We start from the raw sequence: 23,037 nt of genomic DNA on the forward strand, positions 1-23,037 counted from the left end.
CGAGGATTCACCATGCCACGTTCTCTCAAGAAAGGTCCATTTATCGACCTTCACTTGCTGAAGAAGGTAGAGGCTGCAGTGGAAAAGAACGAACGTAAACCAATCAAGACTTGGTCTCGTCGTTCCATGATCATCCCAGATATGATTGGGTTGACCATTGCGGTCCATAACGGTCGACAACATGTACCTGTCATTATTAGTGACGAAATGGTCGGCCACAAGTTGGGCGAATTTGCGCCAACGCGTACTTACCGCGGCCATGTCGCGGATAAGAAAGCTAAACGTTAAGGGGTAGGAAGATGGAAGCATTAGCTAAACACCGTTTTGCCCGCACGTCGGCTCAAAAGGCACGCTTGGTTGCGGATCAGGTTCGCGGTTTACACGTAGAGAAAGCGTTAGAAGTTCTTGCGTACAGCCCGAAGAAAAGCGCAGCGCTAGTAAAGAAAGTTTTGGAGTCTGCGATTGCTAACGCAGAGCACAACGAGGGCGCAGATATCGACGAGCTCGTCGTAGCCAAAATCTTTGTTGACGAAGGTCCAACTATGAAGCGAATCAAAACACGCGCCAAAGGCCGTGCTGATCGCATCTTTAAGCGCAGCAGTCACATCACTGTGGTTGTAGCGGATAACTAGGAGTAGATAATGGGACAGAAGGTACATCCTACAGGTATACGCCTGGGTATCAGTAAACCATGGACTTCTACCTGGTACGCTAATACTGCAGACTATGCGGACAACCTGTATAACGATCATCAGGTACGTCAGTATCTGACTAAGCAACTTAAAAACGCTTCACTATCTAAAATCGTGATCGAGCGTCCTGCTAAGAGCATCCGTGTGACTATTCACACTGCTCGTCCAGGCGTTGTAATCGGTAAAAAAGGTGAAGACGTTGAGAAGTTACGTAACTACGTATCTAAGCTAGCCGGCGTGCCAGCTCAGATCAACATCGCTGAAGTACGTAAGCCAGAGCTAGATGGTCAGTTAGTTGCTGACAGTATTTCTAGCCAGCTAGAGCGTCGTGTTATGTTCCGTCGCGCTATGAAGCGTGCGGTGCAAAATGCAATGCGCTTGGGCGCGAAAGGTATTAAGGTTGAAGTTAGCGGTCGTTTAGGCGGAGCAGAAATTGCACGTTCTGAATGGTACCGTGAAGGTCGCGTTCCACTGCACACTTTCCGTGCAGATATCGATTACGCAACCTCAGAAGCATCAACAACTTACGGCATCATCGGCGTTAAGGTTTGGATCTTCAAAGGTGAAGTTCTAGGTGGATTACCTACAACTCAAGAGCAGCCACCGGCTTCTCAACCTAAGAAGAAAGGCCGCAACGCTAAGCGAGAGGGCTAATCATGTTACAACCAAAACGCATGAAGTTCCGTAAGATGCACAAAGGCCGCAATCGCGGCTTGGCAGCGGGTAATACTGTTGCCTTTGGTACTTACGGCCTGAAAGCAGTTGGCCGTGGTCGAATGACTGCGCGCCAAATCGAAGCAGCGCGTCGTGCTATGACTCGTCACGTTAAGCGTCAAGGTAAAATTTGGATTCGAGTTTTTCCTGACAAGCCAATTACTGAGAAGCCTCTAGAAGTGCGTCAAGGTAAAGGTAAAGGTAACGTTGAGTACTGGGTATGCCAAATTCAGCCTGGTCGTGTTTTATACGAGATGGAAGGTGTTCCTGAAAATCTTGCACGCGAAGCGTTTGAATTGGCAGCGGCTAAACTGCCATTTAAAACAACCTTTGTAACTCGGACGGTGATGTAATGAAAGCGACTGAACTGAAAGAAAAAAGCGTAGAAGAGCTGAACGCAGAGTTATTAAACCTGCTACGCGAACAGTTCAACCTGCGCATGCAGCACACAACAGGCCAGCTTGAAAAAACTGACCAGTTGAGAAAAGTACGTCGTAACATCGCGCGTGTTAAAACCATTCTGACTCAAAAGGCTGATGCGTAATGACTGAGCAAAAAATTCGTACAGTGCAAGGTCGTGTGGTTAGCAGCAAGATGGATAAAACCATCACTGTTGTAGTTGAACGTTTTGTTAAACACCCTATCTATGGGAAGTTCATCAAGCGCTCTACTAAGCTTCACGCCCATGACGAAAGTAATGTATGCAACAAAGGCGACTTAGTCACAATTAGTGAGTGTCGTCCGCTATCTAAGAACAAATCTTGGATGCTTGTAGACGTTATTGAAAAAGCTGGCGTTTAATCGCCTACTTTTTTAAAGTCCTAAAAAAAAGCCGCTTTCGAGCGGCTTTTTGTTTTCTATTACTGATAGAATTTCTGCAAATAAGTATACTTAGCCCCATACACCCCCTATTGTTAATTTCTATATATTAGATTTATTTACTGAGTGTTAAGGAAAATATATGTCTGCTGAAAAGCGAGACTGTGGCAAACCCACACTCGTCGATGAACTGTGCCGCTGGTTGTATTCATTTTTACTCCTTCTTCTGATCCCCTTAGCAATAGCAAAACTTGCTGGAAAGAAGCGCGACCAACACTCATTGTTTTCACACGGAAAGTTAGAAAGATTTGGCATTGTACCTTTACCACCGTGTCATAATGGTTATTTAGTGCATTGTGTATCTGTGGGTGAGGTGGTGGCTGCTTCATGTGTCATTAAGCAGTTACTTATTGATGAACCCCACACAAGCATTACAGTAACCACAACAACCTCTACAGGCTCAGCGAGGGTCAGAGACATCTTTGGCGAAAGGGTTAACCACTGCTACCTGCCATTCGATGTCTCACTATGCATGTTGATGATGCTCAAGCGTATCCGGCCCAAAGCCGTACTGATTACCGAAGTTGAACTGTGGCCTAACATGGTTCATATGTGTTGGAAGCGCAAGGTTCCGGTTGTGGTAGTCAATGCAAGGATGACAGATAGGTCTGCACGTCGATATCAAAAGATAAGCAGGGTGTTTATACCCATGCTTAATAAAGTTAGTCACGTTTGTGCTCAAGGTAAGCGAGACTATCAAAATTATTTATCGTTAGGGCTATCAGAAAAGAAACTGACCCTCACAAATAATATAAAGTTTGATCAAGCGGCGTCAGTCTCTATCGCGCCAGCTAGTTTCATGGGGCTGGAAAGTTACAAAGGGCCAATTCTCATTGCCGGTAGCACTCATGACCCAGAAGAAGAAACGATCATAGAAGCGGCAAAAGTGCTGTGGAAAACCTATCCTGCTCTTGTTGTTGTTATCGTACCTCGTCATCCGGAACGTTTCGATACGGTTGCTGAGTTACTGATATCACATGAGATAGGGTTTACACGGAGCTCGTCCGCGAACGCCTTTGAAATAAATAAACCAGTAATTTTACTTGATGAGATGGGGTGCCTGAATAACGCCTATTCAGTTGGCACTATCGCTTTTGTCGGTGGCTCTATTGCAGATAAAGGTGGGCACAATGCACTTGAGCCTGCTGTTTTTTCACTGCCTATTCTAATGGGGCCTAATACATATAATAACCCGGTAATCTGCCAATATTTAAAGGATCGCGGGGCATTGCAAATTGTTAATGATGCATATGAGGTTGCACAAGCTTGCGGCACATGGCTTTCATCAAAGGTGCTTCAACAAAAAGCAGGAAACGCTGGCGGACAGGTACTAAGGGAAAACAGCGGGGCGCTGAATAAAACATTAGCGTGTTTGGCTCGTACTCTTGCTAAAAATTGACATTAGCAAGAGCGGATTTTACGAGCATAGCTCACATGATTAAGGCTTAAAATAGCCGGGTGCGACTAAACGGATACAAAGAAATACGCAATAATTATAGTCAAATGAATTAGGTCTCCATCTTATACTATTGTTTAATATATGAACCCCAGTACAGTGCGGCGGGTGCACCATGTTGAAACGTGTTTTTGTTAATTGTGGTGTTGATTCCACGTTAATTAAAGCTAACCAATTGTAAATAATGGTTTTTTAAAAGTTGGTTTGGGTTTTGCTTTTACAAACGTAGACGACGTAATAGCAGTAAAATCCAAACAATAAAGTTCGTTTTAAAACTTTCGCTGCATTACGCGTTTTCCAGGGAGAGACCTCCTGCCGATGGCAGGAGGTTTTTTTACTTACTGGCTACCTTTTCTACCTGCCTTTACTTATCGGTTACTGGAAGCAAACTTATGCTGCACGTTCAGGCTCCACTAAGCTGATTAAGCGCCATCCTGCCTTAGGCTCAATATTGTTTCCATTGATAAAGGTATAGCTTTTTCCGTCACTATCAATGGCAATAAGGGGTGTGGCTCTATCGCCATACTTATGAATATATTGCTCGTAGTCGAACTCTTCGGAAAGTGGTGTGGTTTTAACCGTAGACCCTTTTGCAACCGCAGAGGCTAAATAACCATAGGTCACCCCCTCATCAAATAACATGAGTTTTTTCGCGTATTGGTTACTCACTTGATGACTAGGGCGAGTAGACTGCTCATTGTTGGTGAGCGCCCATACCTTGTCTTTGCCAAGCGTGTTCTCAAAGTGATAGGCAATAGGAGGGTTCAATTGCTTATAGGGAGACATAATAAGCACGGTACCTATAGTGGAAATCTCCAAATGACGAGCAGCGTGATCTGACATGGGGTTACCAAAGTACACTGGAATATCCATCATTCTTGCTTCTCTAATGGCATCCCAGTTAGTGTCGGTTACAATAACATCGAGCTTCTGCTTTAACATTTCTGTTGCCAACATACGATTGAACTTGCTGCCTCCGAAGAACAGATAGCCAGTAGGTGCTGGCGCCCGAACCTTAAGTAATGTAGCTACAGAACGGGCGGTGACGCTTTGCAAAACAACGGTTGCAATGATAACCATAAACACAATAGGCACTATAATGCCTGCGCCCTCATAGCCAATCTCCTCTAACTTTAATGAGAAAAGTGCTGAGACTGCTGCGGCAACAATTCCACGTGGTGCTATCCAGCTGAGAAGGGCAATTTCGTTCAGCTTCAAGCCTGTACCAATACTTGAGACCAACACAGATATGGGGCGTGCAATAAACATAATTATGGCAAGCACCACCAGCGTACCCCAGCCAACGGCAACCACAGAGTCTAGGTTTAATCGTGTGGCCAGTAAAATAAAGAGACCTGAGATAAGCAGCACGCTGAGTGTTTCTTTAAACTCTAAAATATCCTCTACATCCACATCTTTCATGTTGGCCATTACCATGCCAGTAATAGTGACCGCCAATAGCCCTGATTCGTGAGCGACATAGTTAGAAGCGGCAAAGACCCCTAAAATAATGGTTAGCACTGCGGTATTGAGGAGATAGTGGGGGATCCAGTCTTTGCGTACACACATGCCAAGGAAATAGCCAGATGCAAGCCCAAGAAAAGAGCCAATGCCTATGGTCTTGCCAAAGGCGATAAAGGTTTGAGTAATGGCGGTTTCTTGCGATGCCACAATAAACTCAAATACTAATACTGCCAGCAATGCCCCAATAGGATCGATAATAATCCCTTCCCATCTGAGTATGTTAGCTAGGTTAGTATGGGGGCGCACCGTTCTGAGCATAGGCACTATCACGGTGGGGCCGGTCACCGTCACGATAGCGCCGAATAGAAAGGACAGTTGCCAAGTAAGATCCAAACAATAGTGCGCGGCTGCGGCAGAGATAAGCCCTGTTATTAAAACGCCTATGGTACATAGGTTGCGTACCATGTTGCCATGCCCGGCTATGTCTTTAAACTTCAACGTAAGCGAGCCTTCAAACAAAATGATAGCAACGGAAAGTGAAACAACCGGAAACAGTAAGTCGCCAAATAACGCATCGGCATCGAGTATGCCAAACACTGGGCCTACCACAATACCAACAATAAGAAGAGGCAGTATGGCGGGAAGTCGAACCCGGTATGCTAAATATTGACAGCCGATAGAGAGTAAACCTACCGCAACAAGAGAGAGTAAGGGATCAGACACGATTATTTCCTTATTAACATCGGTGTAATTCCGTAGCTAAACATCACGCGCCGCTACTATTTTATTAATTTTCGTTAATACACATACGGGTATTGATAGTGTTTAGACCAAAGACACTTCGGCCGCTATTTTTTTCACGTAAAGTGTGAATTATTTGATATCCTTATCGAACCTAGCGAATCATTTCATAGAGATAGTCTGTGACATATTCTATTACATCGTCATTGCGTTTGGCTTACGCGGTATCACTACTTTGCACGGTGAACGGTTGCATGACCCCAGTTCCTTCCTCCTCGAAGAGTCTGCGCTTGGAAGAGGCGATTATATTACCTTCAATGCTGTCGGAAACATCAGGGCTTTTTTGCGCTGATGATCATGTGCTGTCAATCAATGACTCAGGGAATGCGCCCGCTGTATTTAAAGTAAGTTATAGCGGCAAACTACAGCAAACACTCACTCTACCCATTATTAACAATGACTGGGAAGCAGTGAGTGCCGACAGTGATTACTTTTATGTCGCCGATATAGGCAACAACAAAGGGCAGAGAGAGCAGGTTGCAGTTTATAAAGTGAATCAGCAAAATGTGAACGACATCGCCACGCTGTCAATCAAATACGCTGCTAATAACGTGAATAGCAACATTCCCTATGCCCATGATTTCGACGCGGAGGCCATGGTGAAGAAAGGCAACGAGCTTCTTTTATTTTCTAAAAGCTGGAGCTCGGGCATTACTCATGTTTATCGAATAAATGAAGGTGAAAGTCTGCAAGTGCTTACGCCATTTGCTGCCATATCTGGTTTGCCAGGAGTCGTCACAGGAGTGGACTATGATTCGGGTAAACAACAATACGTGTTCGTAGGTTACAAATCAGACCCTTTTGGTAATTTCGCCGCCTTCATCGCTGAAGTGTCGCAAGACTTCACATTAACCTCTATTTGGCCGTTAGAGGGTTATAAGCAGGTTGAGGGAGTGTGTGTGGATAAAAGCGGTAATTATTGGTTTACCGAAGAAAAAACTGAGAATCGCGAGGCATCGCTCACGAAAGCATCTGTTCAATAAAGGGGGCGCTAGCGCACTGGCTAAAGGAAATTCAACTTCGCTAAATCGCTAGCGAATTCTAAAAAACCTAATTACCCAGAGTGCGATTTGTAAGTAGCGCCTCTTTTATACAGCGTGTTTTTTTAAAACAAGTTAACAGGTTTAAATTTTAAACCTGTTAACCTCAATCGATAATGCCTTAGCAAGTTCATCTAGCCTGTCGCTCACGCTAACTAGCACCTGAGTTGCATTTAAGGTTTCTTCACTTGAAGCACTGATATCGTTGATGTTGCGACTGATATCTTCTACCACAACAGCTTGTTCCTCGGTCGCAGTGGCCACTTGGGTGTTAACATCGTTAATCGTCGAAATTTCGTGTGTGATCTTCTGTAATAGAACGTCAATTTCGTTAGTCGCTGTCACTACATCATCGGTTTTTGAACGGCTCGTTTCCATTTGATCTACCGCAGACTTTGAGTCCTGCTGAAATTTATCAATTTTCACCTGAATTTCATCGGTAGCCTGGGCTGCTCGCTGAGCCAACGTTCGTACTTCATCTGCTACCACTGAAAATCCGCGACCATGATCGCCGGCCCGAGCTGCTTCAATAGCCGCATTTAACGCAAGTAGGTTGGTTTGTTCTGAAATACCTCGAATAGTATCAAGAATGCCACCGATGGCGCTGGTGTGCTCATCGAGGGACTGGATAACCCCAGATACTGTCTGTATTTGTCCACTTAAATCTTGGATAGCAACCACGGCATTCTGGGTAACTAGTCGTCCTTGCTCTGAATTAGTATTTGCTTGATTAGCGTTTTGCGCCGCGTGTGTTGCCGATTGAGCTACTTCACTCACTGTACTGCCCATTTCAGTTAGCGCAGCGGCAGCTTGCAGCGTTTGGTCACGCTGACGCTTTGTTGAGTGTTCGGTTTGTTGTGACTGCCGGGTCACGTCAGCCGCAGACAATTTCAATTCTTCACTGGTTTTTGCCACCTTAGAAATGGTGGCGTGTAAATGGTCGATGAATTGATTGAAGCCTTCAACGAGACGGGCAATTTCTTTTTGCTCTGGAACCGGTATACGTGCACGAAGATCGCCCTCACCTTTTCCTAACTGTTGGAAAATATCTGCAAGTGATTCAAGGGGCTTGGTTAATGTGCCTGCAAGCCAAATACCGATGAGTGCGAAGCCACCAGCGATGATCAGCGACCAAATAATGATTTGTTGGCTTCCTGCATTCAAAGACGCGTAAAGTTCGCTTTCAGGAACCTGAGCGACAACATACCAACCAGCCTTTTTTACATAAGTGCTCGCATACAGCATTTTGCCATTGTCTTGTTCGCTGGTAGCCATGGCGAAGTCTTGTTTAGTCAGTAAAGCCGATGCAGTTTGGTTGTCACTAACAGAGGCTAGTTTAGCTTTACCTAAAAGCTTTGTATCGGGGTGAGCGATAATCGTTCCCGACCCGTCAACAAGATAGACAAAGCCAGTTTGTGCAATTTTAACGGCATTGATGATGGAAAGTAGCTCATCAACGGATTTTGCAACACCTGACATACCACTGCCGTTAATTTGCTGATAATTTGCAAACAGTCGATATCCTTGACCAGGTTCGTTGTACAAACTAAGTGAAATTGGCTCACCGCTGTCCTTATAGGCGAAGAACCACCCGTCGAACTCGTCATTTTTTAAGGTGCGTAAGAAACCATCTTGATTCCAATACTTGTAGGTATTTCTATCGACAAAAGAAGCGACGGTAAGATCGTTAAAACTCACAATGTCGTTGAGATAGTTAAGCAATCTGCGTTCGCCCGCGTTATCTGCACCGCTGGCCGACCACGCTAAAATATCCGGGTTCGAGGCAATGCTGTGGGCAACGGTAAGCATTACGTTTGCTTCGCTATCCACGCGGTTTCCAATTTGCTTTAACAGGGCGGGAAGTTGCAGCGTTTCCATGTTTTCTTTAACGAGGTCTCGAGCAATCCACTGACTAATAGACCCAACTAAAATAGATGCCGCTAGTACAGCAACAATAAGTGAAATAATGAGTTTTTGCTTAATACTGAAAGTCATCGCTTTCGACCACGTAAGTTAATGCTGATACACGTAAGTTAATGCTGTAAATAGGAACGTGGCATGGCAAGCAATACAGCAAGCACCGCAACGTCCGAATAAATACAGCGCTATTTGGCTGATTATACTCTGTGTCATTATTCTTTTTATTTTACAGGTATTTTTATTACACAGAGTGTGAAGGTGCTGAATATTCAATACCTAGAACTTGAAACCTAGCATCTAGTACTTAACACCTGGTTTTAGGCCAATACGTCATAATGCCAAAATGCATAGTTCTAAAATACATAATGACAGAAATACATAGCGCCAGAATAAAGGGTATCGGCCAATGTGTGACAAAGTTAATGGTATTGATAAACAGCAGTTCATTTAAGATTGTGCGGCATAACTGACTGAAGGGTCAATGAAAAAAGCCGCCAATTTTGAAGTGACCCCATAAAGTTGGACTCATTTCTAAGCGGCAACCAAGGCCTGATTTCGATATTGTATCGGACTCAGGCCTTTTAGTTTCAGCTTAATGCGTTCGTTGTTGTAATAGTCGATGTATTCTTTGATATTTTCAATGAGCTCATTTGCGTCCTTGAACGTTTCATTGTGATACATCTCAGTTTTTAATATGCCGAAGAAGTTTTCTGCAACGGCATTGTCTAAGCAGTTTCCTTTTCTAGACATACTCTGGAGCAGCCCATGTTCTTTCAGGTGTTGTTGGTATCGTTTATTTTGATATTGCCAACCTTGGTCTGAGTGTATGAGTGGTCTCTCATGCTTCAGCAGCTTTGCCGTTGCGGCTTTAAGCATATCAGTGACTAACGGTAACGTAACCGATGCTCGCACCTCATAGCTGACCACTTCTTGGTTAAATAGGTCTATTATCGGTGATAGGTAAACTTTTTGGCCATTGACCTTAAATTCAGTCACATCAGTCACCCACTTCTGATTAGGCTTTCTAGCCGTAAAGTCACGCTGAAGAACATTCTCAGCGATTCTACCGACTTCACCTTTGTAAGACTTGTAGCGTTTAGGTCTGACTTTTGATTTCAAGCCAAGCTCATTCATCAAGCGTTGTACACGTTTATGGTTAACAACTAAACCCATGGCTCTTAACGCATAAGTAATTCTACGATAGCCATATCGGCCTTTATGTTTATGATAGATATCACGTATTTTTACGCGTAAGTCAGTATTGGAACAAGGCCGACCCAGTGTATTACGGTGGTAGTAATACACGCTCTTGGGAAGTCCTGTGACCTTTAATAAGTGTTGTAAGCTGTATTTTGCCTTGAGCTCTTCGACAACTATCGTTTTGTCTTTGCTTTTTTCTTTCTGGCTTGAGCCAAGGCTTCTAACTTTTTTAAGACTGCGTTCTCTGCACGTAGATAATCCAATTCTTCCCTGAGCTCTTTTTCTGTCATCTCTGTTGACGGTTTAGGAGTTGAAGAATGATTCGTCACGCGAGGCCTACCTTTTTTCTGTGGCTTAATACGGGTTATACCATCGCGAGCATAAAGCTTTTGCCATTGAAATAAAACACCAGGAGACGATAAGTCGAAATAAGCGCTAGTATAAGTCAGTGACCAATTATTCACTGACATGGTTTTGAGCACATGAAATTTAAACTCGAAGGAGTAAGGAAGTTGCTTGTGAGTAAAACTATCAGCGCCATTAATGCGATAAACCTGAGACCAATAGCGAATCAGTCGCGCGCTTACTTTGTATTGTAAGCCTAAAGCTCTAGAACTTTCTTGTTCCGCAAGTTGAGCTAGCTTTAACTTAAATGCTCTGTGATGTTTGGACATAAAAAGACCCCCAGTAATTGGATAGTCCAACTATTGGGGGTCACTTCATTTATGGCGGCTTTGTTACAAAAAAGTGACTGATGTAAACAGGGTGTTTGCTCGTCGTTTTATTTTGGGATTGGGAATCCTCTATCACGCATTAGTGCATCTACTTCTGCATCACGTCCACGGAATTTGCGATACGCTTCTGCTGGATCCATCGCATTGCGAACAGAGAAGAGGTATTTCACCAAGCGATCGCCAACTTCCTTATCGTAAAAACCGCCAGGGGCTTCCATAAAGGCTTCGGCTGCATCGGCAGTCAGTACTTCTGCCCACATATAACCGTAGTATGCAGCGGCGTAGCCTTCACCTGAGAATACATGACCGAAGTGCGGCGAACGGTGACGCATCACAATCTCTTCAGGCATATCGAGCTTAGTTAGCTCTTCACGCTCAAACGCATCTGGGTCGATATCTTCAGGGTTGGTGGTGTGATATTTCAAGTCCATGATGGCTGACGCCATGTACTCTGTCGTCTTAAAGCCTTCATTGAACGTTGATGCCTTTTTGATCTTCTCAACAAGGGATGCTGGAATTGGCTCACCTGTCTCGTGGTGCACTAAGAACTTATTAATTACCTCATCGGTAGTCAACCAGCGCTCGAGTAGCTGAGATTGGAACTCGGTGTAATCGCGAACGCCAGAGTGCGAAGACGGATACTTAACGTCAGCTGATAAGAAGTGGAGAGCGTGACCAAACTCGTGGAAGTACGTTTCTGCATCATCCCATGAGATTAGCGTCGCTTCGCCCTCAGCACCCTTTACAAAGTTAGAGTTATTTGAAGATAACACCGTCTTCTTACCGTCAAACGTGGTGTAAGAGCGATACGTTGTTGCCCATGCACCCGAACGCTTACCTTTGCGAGAGAATGGGTCAAGGTACCAAAGACCGATGTGTTCACCGCTGTCTTTATCTGTTACTTCCCAAACTTTGACGTCTTCGTGGAATACAGGAACTTTTCCTTCTTCTACCGGCGTGAAGTTAAAGTTAAATAAACGACCGGCGACGTAAAACATCGCTTCGCGAAGCTTATCAAGCTGTAGGTATTGCTTCACTTCGTTTGAATCTAAGTCGTACTTATCTTTGCGCACTTTTTCTGCATAAAAACGGTAGTCCCACGGCTTAATAGTAATGTTTGCGCCTTCCGCTTCTGCAACTGCCTGCATATCGGCCACTTCTTCTTCAACCCGAGCAATAGCAGCGGGCCATACTTTCATCATTAGCTCCATCGCATTTTCTGGGTTTTTCGCCATGCGATCTTCTAAACGCCACTGGGCATAGTTTTCATAACCAAGTAGTTCAACACGTTCGTCACGCAGCGTTAATATTCGCTTGATGATTTTATTGTTATCGAAATCATCTGCGTTATCACCACGGTTATAATAGGTACGCCATACCTGTTCGCGTAGCTCGCGGTTTGTAGAATAGGTGAGGAACGGATCCATAGAAGAGCGGCTATTAGTAATGGCGTACTTACCTTCTTCGCCTCGAGACGAGGCAGCGGCTTTTGCTGCTTTCACAAATGATGCGGGCAGGCCATCTAGCTGCTCTTCTGTGATGTAAGTCACATAATTTTCTTCATCAGCAAGTACGTTGCTAGAGAATGTGGTGTGCAGTGTCGCTAACTCTTTGTTAATTTCCGCGTAACGCTTTTTGCTTTCGCTATCTAGCGTTGCACCGTTGCGTGCAAAGCTGTTGTAAGTCATCCACGCAATACGCTGTTCTTCAGCAGTAAGCGATGATAACTCGTCAGATTCGTAAACCGCTTTTACACGAGCAAACAGTTTTTCGTTTTGCGTAATTTTGGTAAAAAATGAAGACAAGATAGGAGACATTTCTGCCTGAATCTCGCGGAACTCTGGGCTTGATTTATTCGCACTCCAAATACCGTAGTAAGTATATACACGGCCTAGCTCTGCGCCAGCGCGTTCCATTTCCACAATAACATTGTCGAAGGTTGGCGGGGCGTCATTATTGGCAATAGCGTCTACCTCTTTTAAGTTTAATTCCATTGCTTTTTCAAGAGCTGGTTTTAAATCTTCCAGTGACATCTTGTCGAACGCAGGCACGCCGCCGTAAGGGCCTTTAAATTCTTGCAGTAATACGTTGTCGAACTGTGCGGTACTCGATGAATCTATTCCCGCGGTTTCAGGTACTGGCGCAACCGAGGTTTCAGCAACTTTTTGTTCTGAACATGCACTTAGCGCAACGACAACAGCCATTGCGGTGAGTGACGACTTAAAGTTTCTCATGAGGTTTCCTGTCTTTTGTTATGATTTTATACCGCTTTATTGGCGAGGTATTTTGACGTACTAACATACTAAGGTAATGTAAATATAAGTTAAATGCTCTTTACCGTAATAGTAAGTTAACAGACCTTCACTATTGTGATTTACCCTTGCCAATGGAGGGCGTATAAACCAACGCGTCTAACGCGTATGCAATTCATCGAAATTGATTAAATTTTGATTGCATTTTTAACCTTAAAAATTACACTGCGCTCTATCGCTAAAAGCGCCTTTTTACCCCCTGTTTTTTAAGTGAAGCGCAATGTTTGAATTTTTACTGCATGCCTTTCCAGTGGCTTTCGCACTGGGGTCCTTCTGGTGTAACACCGAGCGTAAGTTGCTCCTATTAAACCTAGGGTTATGCGTGGCCATTGGCTCTTTATTGGTATTTGAACAGGCGTGGGGAGGTGCAATAGTGATTACGGTGGCCGGACTCAGCACCAGTTACCGATTGATTAAGCAAAAGCTACTGTCTCCCATTGCTACCTACATAACATTGATAGGCATGATGTGCCTTGTGCTTACGGTAAATAACCTAACGGGTAAAACGTCCTTTATTGAAACCATGCCCGTGTTTACGTTTATGGCATACCGGTTTGGTGAATTACATTGTAAAGAAGGAGGCCTGAGAATATGTATGATAGTGGGGTCGATTAACTTTACGTTGTACGGCATTGTCACCCAAACATGGGGACTCGCCATCACAGAAGCACTCTTTGCGGTATCAAATCTGTGGTATTACATGAAGCTTAGACGCGCCATGCCCGCAAGCCCGGTATAAAAAAAGGGCTTATTTAAAGCCCTTTCTACGAGTGATTCTTTGTCGGCGCTGTTTGTTGGCGCTGCTTATTAGCAGTACTTATTGGCAGTGCCAGGGGTTAAGCGAACGCCTTTAAAGCAAGTGCTTCTGAATTAAATGTGGGTTATGCAAAAACCACCGTTTTATTGCGGTGAATAATAACCCTGTCTTCTAAGTGGTATCGAACCCCATGCGCCAATGCCGTTACCTCGCAGTCCTTTCCTTTGCGTACCATGTCATTGGCGCTGTCGCTGTGACTGATGCGTTTCACGCTTTGCTCAATAATAGGACCTTCATCAAGGTCTTTTGTTACATAGTGGCAGGTGGCACCAATCAGCTTTACGCCGCGATCGTAGGCCTGCTGATAGGGTTTTGCCCCAGCAAAACTAGGCAAAAAGCTATGGTGTATATTTATCGCTTTGCCTTGTAACTGCTGACACAGGCTATCTGGCAGAATTTGCATAAAGCGGGCAAGCACAGTCAAATCGATGGCGTATTCGTTAAGTAGTGTGGATATTTGAGCAAACGCTGCGTCTTTGCCAAGCGCTTTGAAGTCAACCCAATGAAAAGGGACTTTGTACCAGTCGGCAAATTGCTTCATTTGCGGGTGATTACCAATAATAACCGGAATGTCACAATGCAGTTCACCCGTATGCCAGCGGTGCAGTAAATCAACTAAACAGTGAGATTCCAAACTGCATAGTAGTGCTACTCGCTGCTTTTTCGATGAATCAGTAAACTTCCAATTCATCTGGTATTCATTGGCTAAAGGCGTAAATTCTTCAACGAAGCTTTCTGCATTCAGTGTTAAAGAGCTCGCGCCTATTTCGTGGCGCATAAAAAAGCGACCGGTTTGCAGGTCGGTATGATGGCTTGCTTCCACAATGGTGGCATTGTGGGCGGCTAAAAATTGAGACACATTTGCGACCAGACCAACTTGGTCTGGGCAATCAATAACTAATTTATAAGTTTGTTGCATGAATAAAGGCAGGTTCGAAAAACGTCACACCTTTTTACCTGTCAATGCTGGGGATGTAAAGGGGTAGCGCTGTCTCTTTACAGTAAACAGAATACTGACGGCACAGAGATGGTGATGTAGGTCTAATCTGTAATACCTCTTCTCAGTTTTTCTCTAATTGAAATATTGTGCTCGAGTGACCAAGAGTCACGAATGGGGTAGGCCACACCTTGAGGCGTAGATACAGACTCGAACAAATGAAACGCGCGGGATTGTACATCAATACTTGGGGCAAAAAGTGGCAGAGGTAACGTAGATGTTGCTTTTCTCACCATCGTGATGTGAGGCTTATACTCTTTTCCCTCTACTTCAATACCGGCGCTTCTCGCACTCTTTCGAGTCAGTTTTGCTAAGTTCATAAGCTCATTGGGCGGCGAACTGGGAGCGCTAAATAATATTTTAGGGCCGTTCCATATGCCAGTCTCGTCAAGTGTAAGTGTAAAGGGCTCAGCGGTAAGCGCATCTAGCTCAGCCATAAGGGCTTCGTGTTGGCGATGATCGATATCACCCAAAAAGCAAAGTGTCATATGGTAATTGGCTGCGGGAACAGCGTAAGGCACCCCCAGCTCGTTATTGTTAATGCTTTTGTTAACGGCGCTTTTTGTCTTTTTACCCCGGGTTTTGCCCTTATTTTTATTGCGTATGCCGGTCTCAGCGCCTGCGTCATTGCTTCTTACCCTACTTTTTGTCATGTGCCGAGGCAAAACTTCGGGTATCGCCTGCTGCCGCCAGCTATCTAAAGCGAGCTTTTCTGACGCACTTAAATCTAAACCTATAAAACAACGCATGCTTTATCCTCTGAGCTTTTACATTTCACACACCCTAATCGCTATGCAACTAGGCTAAATCCAGATCAGTATTTGAGACAGTATACGACGCTAGCAGATAGCGATGAATGCTGTAATATGCGCTCAACGATTTACTCTCATTTGTAACCCTAATCCAATATTTTGATTCATTACCTTAATTGAAAGTCACATATGCTAGATAACTTATCCCATTTACCCGCATTTTCTCTAATCGACGGGTTAGCCAAAGAAATTGCTACCAATAATATCGTGATTGGTGCGCCCCCTGGCGCGGGTAAATCGACGGTGTTGCCTCTCTCACTATTACATTCAATCCTTGATGGCAAAATATTATTGATGCAGCCAAGAAGGGTAGTAGTCAGAAATTTGGCAGACTACCTTGCCAAGCAACTTGGCGAGTCGGTAGGGCAAACCATAGGCTATAGAATACGGGGTGAAAGTAAGGTTAGTGCACAAACTCGTATTGAGTTAATTACTGAGGGCATACTGACACGAATGATTCAAACCGATCCTGAGTTAACAGGCGTTAGCGCAATTGTGTTTGATGAGTTCCACGAGCGCAGTATTCACAGCGACTTCGGCTTGGCACTTGCGCTAGAAGTGCAAGCGGGGCTTCGAGACGATTTACGTATTCTTGTTATGTCGGCCACGCTTGCCTTAGAGCCCCTAAGCCGCTTACTTGAAAAGCACAGTGCTTTACCTATCAGTCATCTCAACACTCAGGGGCGTGCCTATCCCGTAGCGATTTTCTATTACAAAGACACCTTCGTTAAAGACATAGTTGCAAACACTTCGCAGGTGGTAAGAAGTGCTGTTGCACGTCACGAAGGGGATGTACTGGTATTTTTGCCAAGTCGCGCAACGATAAACGCAGTAGCACGAGAGCTAAACTCGTTCAGTGAAACTCAAGATGTAGGCGTATATCCATTATATGGTGCGTTAGGGAAAAGTGCTCAACAGAAAGCTCTAGTGGCTGATAGTGAAGGCCGGAGAAAAGTCATTTTGGCGACCAATATTGCCGAAACCAGTTTGACTATTGAAGGGGTTAAAGTGGTAGTAGATAGCCTCTGGGAAAACAGCGCGCAATACCACGCGGCAAGTGATATGACTCAACTTACAATGCAGAGAATTTCCCAAGCTTCGGCAACACAGCGAGCAGGTAGGGCTGGGCGAGTCAGTGAAGGGGTGTGTTATCGCCTGTGCAGTCAAGAAAGTTTTGATCGTTTGGAGCGCCATAGTGCCGCGCAAATTGAACGAGAAGATATTAGCAGTTTTTTGCTCGATACCTACGCATGGGGAAGTAAGCCGCATGAGTTAGCGTTGCTTACGCCGCCAACTGCCAATCAGGAAGCTATTGCTCAGAAAAAACTGGCGCGCATTCAGTGTATTGACGAGAGTTTGTCGATTACAGCTTACGGAAAACAGGTCGCAGAATTGCCTTGCCAGCCACACCTTGCCAATCTCCTCCTCGTGTGTAAAAAAGGAATTCCGTCCCTAGAAAAATCATTGCAACGCGCAATGCGAACTGCTGCACCTTTTGTAGTGGCATTAAGCGAGAGCAGATCTATTGGGCAAAATACGACGCTGGTGAGTGAGTTACTTCGTGCATTAAGTGCAGCAGAACGGACACAAATAACATTGCAAGCAAAACGTTATGGGCGCTTTGTTGGCATTGAAGGTAATGGTTTATCCATTTCTGCACTAGACGATGACGCTATTGGCTTGTGTATTGCTATTGCTTATCCACTGCAGGTGGCATTTTTACGAGAAGCGAAATCTGCATCGCACCAAAGTGGAAAAAAAGCTGGTGGGGCTGGTCAACCTATTCAAGAGTATAAGCTTGCAAGTGGAAAGGGAGCACAAATCAGCGGCTTGCCATCGACAACCCCGCCTCAGTGGTTAGCTGTGCTGCATGGGCAGCATATCGATAATACGGTAAAAATCCGTCAGGCTCAGCCTATTTCAGAGCCGCTGTTAAGAAGCGTTTTTCCAAATGCGTTTAATCAACAGCGCAGCATTAGGCTCAATCGTGTCAGCGGTCTAATGGAGGCGCGAACCATAACAGGGTTTTATGATATCGATTTAGAAATTCTGCCAGTTTCTAAAGATGCGCGCTCAAAAGATAGCGCGTATTGGGAGCAGGCTACTGTTGAGGCATGGTTAGGCTACCTTGAATCTCTTGCGCTCAAAGAATGGCCCTTGTCTGAAGCCGACTGGCAATGGTGGCGCCGAGTTAAATTAGCTGCACAGTGCGAGTTACCTCAGCCGCAGTCGTTTGATGGTGGCTCACCGTGGCCTAAATCGTTAACTGATGTTGTGCACCAGGCCAAAGAGGGACTTGCAAGTCATTTAGCGCGATGTTCATCGTTAAAAATGTTACATAGTCTACCTTGGAAAGCGGCGCTTAATAATGGACTCACTTGGGCACAACAAGATGCTCTTGCAACACTTTTGCCCATGACGGTACGCATTCCCACTGGGCGAGACGCTGCCTTAGACTATCGAGAGAGCGGCGATGTAGTACTGTCCGTTAAGTTAACGGAAATGTATTCTCAGTCTGCCCCCATTGTTATTGGCAATGGGCACATAACAGTGGTGTGTGAGCTACTCTCTCCGGCCGGCCGGCCGCTACAAACAACCAGTGATCTCAGCACATTTTGGAAGGGAAGTTACAAGGAAATTCAAAAAGAGATGAAAGGACGCTACCCAAAGCATTTCTGGCCAGATGATCCCGCATTAGCAAAGCCAACATCAAAAATTAAAAAGCATTTATAGCTATTCCTTGTTTAAAAACTTACCGACAAAAGTTGTATGTCATGACATACCTTTCTGGTTTATTATTCACGCTGTTACCTCAATGCTAAACCTTGAACTGACTATTATCTATTCAATTTCATATTTAAGTAGATGGTTTCGTTAAAAAATACCTTTTATTAACGTAATTAGCACTCTCTTGTGTCGCAAATGTCGTAAATGTAATTTATTAACTTGAATATGTTTTTTTCTTAGGTGATAAAATAGGAAGCGTAATAAAAATAGCGCGTTTTTAGCGATACATGGCATTTTATACGTATAGCTTGTTTTAAGCGTGTTGACCTAAGGTGGATAGCATGAGCGCAATCCACGCTGCGCGGGTTAACACTTATCCGGTTAGTTGGTGTATTCTTACAGGAGTAACAGTAGGGGCGATGAGTAGACTATGAAGCCTGAACTGCATTCAAAGATATTGCTCGTGGACGATGAAACTAGCGTGCTTCGCGCATTAAGTCGCGTGCTAACGTATGCGGGTTATCAAGTCGTTACGTCGCCTTGTCCGATAGATGCATTAGCTATGGTTAAAGCTGAATCGTTCGATGTCATTATTGCTGACTACCGTATGCCAGAAATGAACGGCGTAGCGTTCCTGCGTAAGTCGCAGCCTCATCAACCTTTTGCCTGTCATTTTATATTGAGCGGTGATGCCGACATTGATGATGTTATAGAGTGCATGAACGATGATGTGGCAGAGCGCTTCTTGCGTAAGCCGTGGGACAACAAACGTTTGCTTGACGAAGTTGGTATTGGTGTTGAAAAGCGAAATAAAAGCCACCTTCTTAGTGTAGCGATGAATAATCAGCCACAAACGTCTGAGCAAATCGATGAGTCAGCATGCGTCTCTGCAACAAACTCGTGCACAGCTATCGGCCCTGCAGCTAACTCCAGTCAACATAGCGCGCTACTAGATCGTCTTAAATCTGCAATCTTTGAAGATGAATTTAGCCTAGTTTACCAGCCAAAAGTATGCGCAAAAACGGGAAGAATTGTCGGTTTAGAAAGTTTACTGCGTTGGAGTATTGAGGGTTACGGCTCAATATCACCAGAGATTTTTATTCCAATAGCCGAAGAAGGCGAATTCATTCGTGGTATTGGTGAGTGGGTATTAAGAGAAACCGCCCGTTTTCAGATGCGATGGCAAACATTTACGTTATTAGACGGTTTTACGCTTGCTTTTAATGTGTCGCCAAAGCAGTTGCTTGATAATGAGTTTGTGAATGTCGTGGAGACCCTGGTAGCGACCGGAGAACTAGTGCCCGAGCACCTATGCGTAGAAGTAACTGAGTCAGTTGCAATTGATGACTTTGATAGATGCTGTAAACAGCTCATGCGCTTGGAAGCGTTAGGTATTGAGATTGCCATAGATGACTTTGGTACCGGGCATACGGCTATCAACTATCTTCTTAATTTGCCGGCGAAGGTGGTTAAATTAGATCGCAGTTTAATTGCGGGAGTAGATAGTGAAGATAAGTGCTACAACGTGGTAAAAAACTTAATCGTGATGGCGCAGTCAATTGGCATGAAAGTGGTTGCCGAAGGTATAGAAGTATCTCAGCACGCAGAGTGTTTAAGAGACATGGGATGTGAGGAACTGCAAGGATTTTATTATAGTAAACCGCTTGCAGAAAATCAGCTGTTGAAAGTGTTGGCACAACAGCCTTACTTAATCTAAGGAGATAGGATGTCAAGTAATCAGGTTGTCATTGTTGACGATGAAGAATTGATCCTCAGGTCAATGAAAAGATTGCTGAGAAGGTTGGCACCTTCATGGTCAGTCCATCTTTTTAATTCTCCAAAGGAAGCTCTCGATAAAATTCAGCAGGGTGAAATAAAGCCCGATCTCGTTATGTGCGATAGACTTATGCCTGGTACAAGAGGTGATGACGTTTTACTTGAGTGCAGGACTCACAATCCAGAGGCCATTCGATTGTTAATGACCGGTGATACGCGGGTTGATATGAGGGAGTTAGTGGCTTCAAATGTGCACATTTTTATTTCAAAGCCTTTCGAGCACGATGATATCAGTGATGTACTCAATCGAGTGGTGCGCATAAAATCACTTCCCTTAAGTGCTTCGGTAAGACAGGCTCTTGGAAGATTAAAAGGGTTGCCTGTGCTTAACGAAACCTATCAGAAGTTAGACAAGCTTCTTAAACGTGAGGACGCCGAACTCGATGACGTGGCTAAGGTAGTAGGAAAAGACCCAACGCTGGTGGCAAACGTGCTGCAAGCCGCAAACTCTCCTTTTCTTGGGTTTCGCGGGCAGGTCTCCTCTGTGAATAAGGCAGTGAAGCGGCTTGGTTTGAATACCATTGCATCTATAGCAGTTGCCTCTAGCCTAAGCCAAACTTACAACATCGACAGTAAATTACATCGGAGTGTTGTGGTACGAGCACTTTCGTCTGCCTTTATTGCAACTCGACTGATGCAGTTGCGAGGCTTTTCGCGAGATCAGGCAGAGTATTCATTTTCGATGAGCTTGCTTGCCTGTATTGGCGAGCTGTATTTAGTAGATGCACCTGAAACTGCAGATGATGTAGAGCTACAGTCTTCATCGAAGCCCATTAGTGCACTTATCACCTACTATCTTCTCACTGTATGGGGAATAGAAGAGCGATTGGTGGAAGATATTCTTTCGGCGTCATGTGAAGTGGCAAGTACTTTGAGCGCTTGTAAGGGAGCAAAAAAGTCGGAAGAGTCAGACGATTCAGAGGGCGCTGAAGGACTTATTGCATCTCAAGTGTTTTATCTCGCCCGTCGCCTAGCGTACGAAGATTTTAATGAGGCGCTAGCAGATGTAGTAAGTATGGATGATTATGCCCAATGGTACCCAGCGCTCAATGCGCTTAAAGAAAACCCACTCGAGGACATTGATTTAGCTGCGCCCAAATAATCACTGGTAATTCAGCCTGCTGCTTTCAGGCTCTACTCAGAAAGCAGGCCTTAAAAACAATGCTGAATAGTCAGGGTAAATTCAGGAGAAAATACCCATGGCTGCTAGACCGAGCGCTTATCCTAACTAGTCTATGAAGCGTGTTTATCTAGCGTAACATCAAGAGCGCTCATTACGTCTAGCCCTGGAAACCCATCTGCAATCATACTATTCGCTATCTGATAATTGCGAATGCCTTCGCGGGTGGCGGGCCCTATAATTCCGTCGGGCTGACCCACATCAAAACCAAGCGTGTTTAGCTTGCTTTGTAGCGCAATGATGTCCTTTCTGCTGTAAGCAGGAAGGTCTGGCAATGTGGCTTTTATGCCTGAGGCTCCGGTGATCTTATCAGCTAAAACACCGACTGCGATGGCGTAAAACTCAGAATTGTTCCATCGCATTATCACTCTAAAGTTTTTATAGGCGATAAATGCAGGCCCTTCGTGACCGGCAGGTACGATGACATAGGCAGAGGTATCTGCAGTACCCAGTTCGCTGCCGTCTGCTCGAGTTACCCCAAGAGCATTCCATTGGCTAAGAGGCTGGCGGTTTTTGTAGCCAGAAAGTCGATAGTCAAAGTTCTCAGGCAGCGTAATTTCCCGCCCCCATCGAAAACCGGCGTCCCATCCTAAGCTTGCAAGAAAGTTAGCAGCAGAAGACAGTGCATCTTCTTCACTGGCCCACAGGTTAATTTGTCCGTCGCCATCACCATCTATGGCGTAATGGGTATATGCCGAGGGCATAAACTGAGTGTGTCCCATGGCGCCCGCCCAAGAGCCTACCATTTCTTCGCGCTCTAGCTTTTCTCTTTCAAACAGCTTAACCGCGACTAAAAACTCTTTTGTGAAATACGTGCTGCGGCGTTTATCGCAGGCTAATGTGGCCAGAGAATCGAGTACCGGCATCTTGCCCTTGTAGTTGCCAAAGTTTGTCTCTAACCCCCAGAATGCCAGCAGATAATGTGGCGGCACGCCATACTCGTCACTTAATTTGTGCAGTAAGGTTTTGTGCTTCGCGTACATTTCTTTGCCTTTATTGGTGCGCCACTCGGTAACTCGTTTACTGAAGTAACCCGGAAAGGTCTGCACGAACTCGGGCTGACTTCTGTCGTACTTAATCACGTTATCTTGATGTACCAATGAAGGAAAAATGGCATCTATAGTTTGTTTGCTAACGCCTTGTTGCATCGCTTCTTTTTCAAGCTGTGCTGTGCAGGAGGCGAAGTTTTCGTTCGCGCTGGCAGATGAAATAGAAACGCTTGTGATCAACAGGGCCAAAGAGACAGATGAAATCATCCGTATTGCTGAGCGCGCAGGGCGACAGGTTACAAACGGCATTGTCGATGGAAAAATTGATGATGAAAAAGCTGAACGCATAGTAAATTTCCTTTGTTACTTGCTTGCATGCTATCGCATTGTGACTGCAAAGTGCGAGCTAAATTCCATTGTAGGTCAGGGTTTGTTGCAGCTGCTGTTGTTTAGATGTTGGTTAGCTG

The 23,037-nt window shown here is 44.8% G+C and carries 20 protein-coding genes; 12 read left to right on the forward strand and 8 right to left on the reverse strand.

Going from position 1 to position 23,037, the window contains the following annotated elements; genetic code table 11:
- Window positions 1-12 precede the first annotated feature (12 nt).
- The 7 genes from rpsS to ACOJR9_RS01830 all read left to right on the forward strand — a co-directional run bounded on the left by rpsS (window position 13) and on the right by ACOJR9_RS01830 (window position 3,684).
- Window positions 13-288 (forward strand): 30S ribosomal protein S19, encoded by a 276-nt coding sequence (gene rpsS / locus ACOJR9_RS01800; protein WP_012516961.1) that lies wholly within the window; start codon window positions 13-15, stop codon window positions 286-288.
- Window positions 289-299: 11 nt separating this feature from the next.
- On the forward strand, window positions 300-632 hold the full coding sequence (gene rplV / locus ACOJR9_RS01805; protein WP_420934725.1) for a 50S ribosomal protein L22: 333 nt from the start codon (window positions 300-302) through the stop codon (window positions 630-632).
- 9 nt (window positions 633-641) lie between these two features.
- Window positions 642-1,346 carry a 30S ribosomal protein S3 gene (gene rpsC / locus ACOJR9_RS01810; protein WP_032095148.1) on the forward strand — a complete coding sequence of 235 codons (705 nt, stop codon included), beginning with the start codon at window positions 642-644 and terminating at the stop codon, window positions 1,344-1,346.
- 2 nt (window positions 1,347-1,348) lie between these two features.
- Window positions 1,349-1,759 (forward strand): 50S ribosomal protein L16, encoded by a 411-nt coding sequence (rplP, locus tag ACOJR9_RS01815; RefSeq protein ID WP_014947979.1) that lies wholly within the window; start codon window positions 1,349-1,351, stop codon window positions 1,757-1,759.
- Window positions 1,759-1,950, forward strand: a complete 192-nt coding sequence (rpmC, locus tag ACOJR9_RS01820; protein ID WP_130638407.1) for a 50S ribosomal protein L29 — start codon at window positions 1,759-1,761, stop codon at window positions 1,948-1,950. The genes rplP and rpmC overlap by 1 nt, the downstream gene beginning before the upstream one ends.
- Window positions 1,950-2,207: a 30S ribosomal protein S17 gene (gene rpsQ / locus ACOJR9_RS01825; RefSeq protein ID WP_420934726.1), complete on the forward strand. Its 258-nt coding sequence runs from the start codon at window positions 1,950-1,952 to the stop codon at window positions 2,205-2,207. The genes rpmC and rpsQ overlap by 1 nt, the downstream gene beginning before the upstream one ends.
- Before the next feature lie 160 nt (window positions 2,208-2,367).
- A complete protein-coding gene (locus ACOJR9_RS01830; protein ID WP_420934727.1) occupies window positions 2,368-3,684 on the forward strand; it encodes a 3-deoxy-D-manno-octulosonic acid transferase in 1,317 nt (438 codons plus the stop codon).
- A 447-nt stretch (window positions 3,685-4,131) separates the two neighbouring features.
- On the opposite strand, the gene ACOJR9_RS01835 is transcribed toward ACOJR9_RS01830, so the two are convergent.
- Window positions 4,132-5,928: a cation:proton antiporter gene (locus ACOJR9_RS01835; protein ID WP_420934728.1), complete on the reverse strand. Its 1,797-nt coding sequence runs from the start codon at window positions 5,926-5,928 to the stop codon at window positions 4,132-4,134.
- A 200-nt stretch (window positions 5,929-6,128) separates the two neighbouring features.
- Between ACOJR9_RS01835 and ACOJR9_RS01840 the strand changes: the two genes are divergently transcribed.
- Complete coding sequence (locus ACOJR9_RS01840) at window positions 6,129-6,989, forward strand: hypothetical protein (RefSeq protein ID WP_420934729.1); 861 nt, start codon at window positions 6,129-6,131, stop codon at window positions 6,987-6,989.
- Between the two features lie 141 nt (window positions 6,990-7,130).
- On the opposite strand, the gene ACOJR9_RS01845 is transcribed toward ACOJR9_RS01840, so the two are convergent.
- The 4 genes from ACOJR9_RS01845 to ACOJR9_RS01860 form a co-directional block, all read right to left on the reverse strand.
- Complete coding sequence (locus tag ACOJR9_RS01845) at window positions 7,131-9,041, reverse strand: methyl-accepting chemotaxis protein (RefSeq protein WP_420934730.1); 1,911 nt, start codon at window positions 9,039-9,041, stop codon at window positions 7,131-7,133.
- Between the two features lie 456 nt (window positions 9,042-9,497).
- On the reverse strand, window positions 9,498-10,430 hold the full coding sequence (locus tag ACOJR9_RS01850) for an IS3 family transposase (RefSeq protein WP_420936021.1): 933 nt from the start codon (window positions 10,428-10,430) through the stop codon (window positions 9,498-9,500).
- Window positions 10,340-10,840, reverse strand: coding sequence for a transposase (locus ACOJR9_RS01855; protein ID WP_420932828.1), 501 nt, complete (start codon window positions 10,838-10,840; stop codon window positions 10,340-10,342). Before ACOJR9_RS01855 ends, ACOJR9_RS01850 begins: the two co-directional genes overlap by 91 nt.
- A gap of 107 nt (window positions 10,841-10,947) precedes the next feature.
- Window positions 10,948-13,134: a M3 family metallopeptidase gene (locus ACOJR9_RS01860; RefSeq protein ID WP_420934731.1), complete on the reverse strand. Its 2,187-nt coding sequence runs from the start codon at window positions 13,132-13,134 to the stop codon at window positions 10,948-10,950.
- A 298-nt stretch (window positions 13,135-13,432) separates the two neighbouring features.
- Here ACOJR9_RS01860 and ACOJR9_RS01865 point away from each other — a divergent pair, with 298 nt between their 5' ends.
- Entirely contained in the window at window positions 13,433-13,951 is a 519-nt protein-coding gene (locus ACOJR9_RS01865) for a YgjV family protein (RefSeq protein ID WP_420934732.1), read from the forward strand.
- Window positions 13,952-14,093: 142 nt separating this feature from the next.
- On the opposite strand, the gene purU is transcribed toward ACOJR9_RS01865, so the two are convergent.
- Together purU and thpR are read right to left on the reverse strand one after the other, a co-directional pair.
- Window positions 14,094-14,948, reverse strand: a complete 855-nt coding sequence (gene purU / locus ACOJR9_RS01870) for a formyltetrahydrofolate deformylase (RefSeq protein WP_420934733.1) — start codon at window positions 14,946-14,948, stop codon at window positions 14,094-14,096.
- A gap of 122 nt (window positions 14,949-15,070) precedes the next feature.
- On the reverse strand, window positions 15,071-15,775 hold the full coding sequence (gene thpR / locus ACOJR9_RS01875) for an RNA 2',3'-cyclic phosphodiesterase (protein WP_420934734.1): 705 nt from the start codon (window positions 15,773-15,775) through the stop codon (window positions 15,071-15,073).
- 192 nt (window positions 15,776-15,967) lie between these two features.
- On the opposite strand from thpR, the gene hrpB reads away from it, so the two are divergent.
- The 3 genes from hrpB to ACOJR9_RS01890 all read left to right on the forward strand — a co-directional run bounded on the left by hrpB (window position 15,968) and on the right by ACOJR9_RS01890 (window position 21,503).
- The gene (gene hrpB / locus ACOJR9_RS01880) at window positions 15,968-18,571 is read left to right on the forward strand and encodes an ATP-dependent helicase HrpB (protein WP_420934735.1); all 2,604 of its coding nucleotides are present in this window, start codon (window positions 15,968-15,970) and stop codon (window positions 18,569-18,571) included.
- Window positions 18,572-18,995: 424 nt separating this feature from the next.
- A complete protein-coding gene (locus tag ACOJR9_RS01885) occupies window positions 18,996-20,282 on the forward strand; it encodes an EAL domain-containing protein (RefSeq protein WP_420934736.1) in 1,287 nt (428 codons plus the stop codon).
- A gap of 9 nt (window positions 20,283-20,291) precedes the next feature.
- On the forward strand, window positions 20,292-21,503 hold the full coding sequence (locus tag ACOJR9_RS01890) for an HDOD domain-containing protein (protein WP_420934737.1): 1,212 nt from the start codon (window positions 20,292-20,294) through the stop codon (window positions 21,501-21,503).
- A gap of 131 nt (window positions 21,504-21,634) precedes the next feature.
- On the opposite strand, the gene ACOJR9_RS01895 is transcribed toward ACOJR9_RS01890, so the two are convergent.
- Window positions 21,635-22,837 carry a lytic murein transglycosylase gene (locus ACOJR9_RS01895; RefSeq protein WP_420936022.1) on the reverse strand — a complete coding sequence of 401 codons (1,203 nt, stop codon included), beginning with the start codon at window positions 22,835-22,837 and terminating at the stop codon, window positions 21,635-21,637.
- Between the last annotated feature and the right edge of the window lie 200 nt (window positions 22,838-23,037).

The organism is Alteromonas ulvae, assembly GCF_048987005.1.
Taxonomy (GTDB): domain Bacteria; phylum Pseudomonadota; class Gammaproteobacteria; order Enterobacterales; family Alteromonadaceae; genus Alteromonas.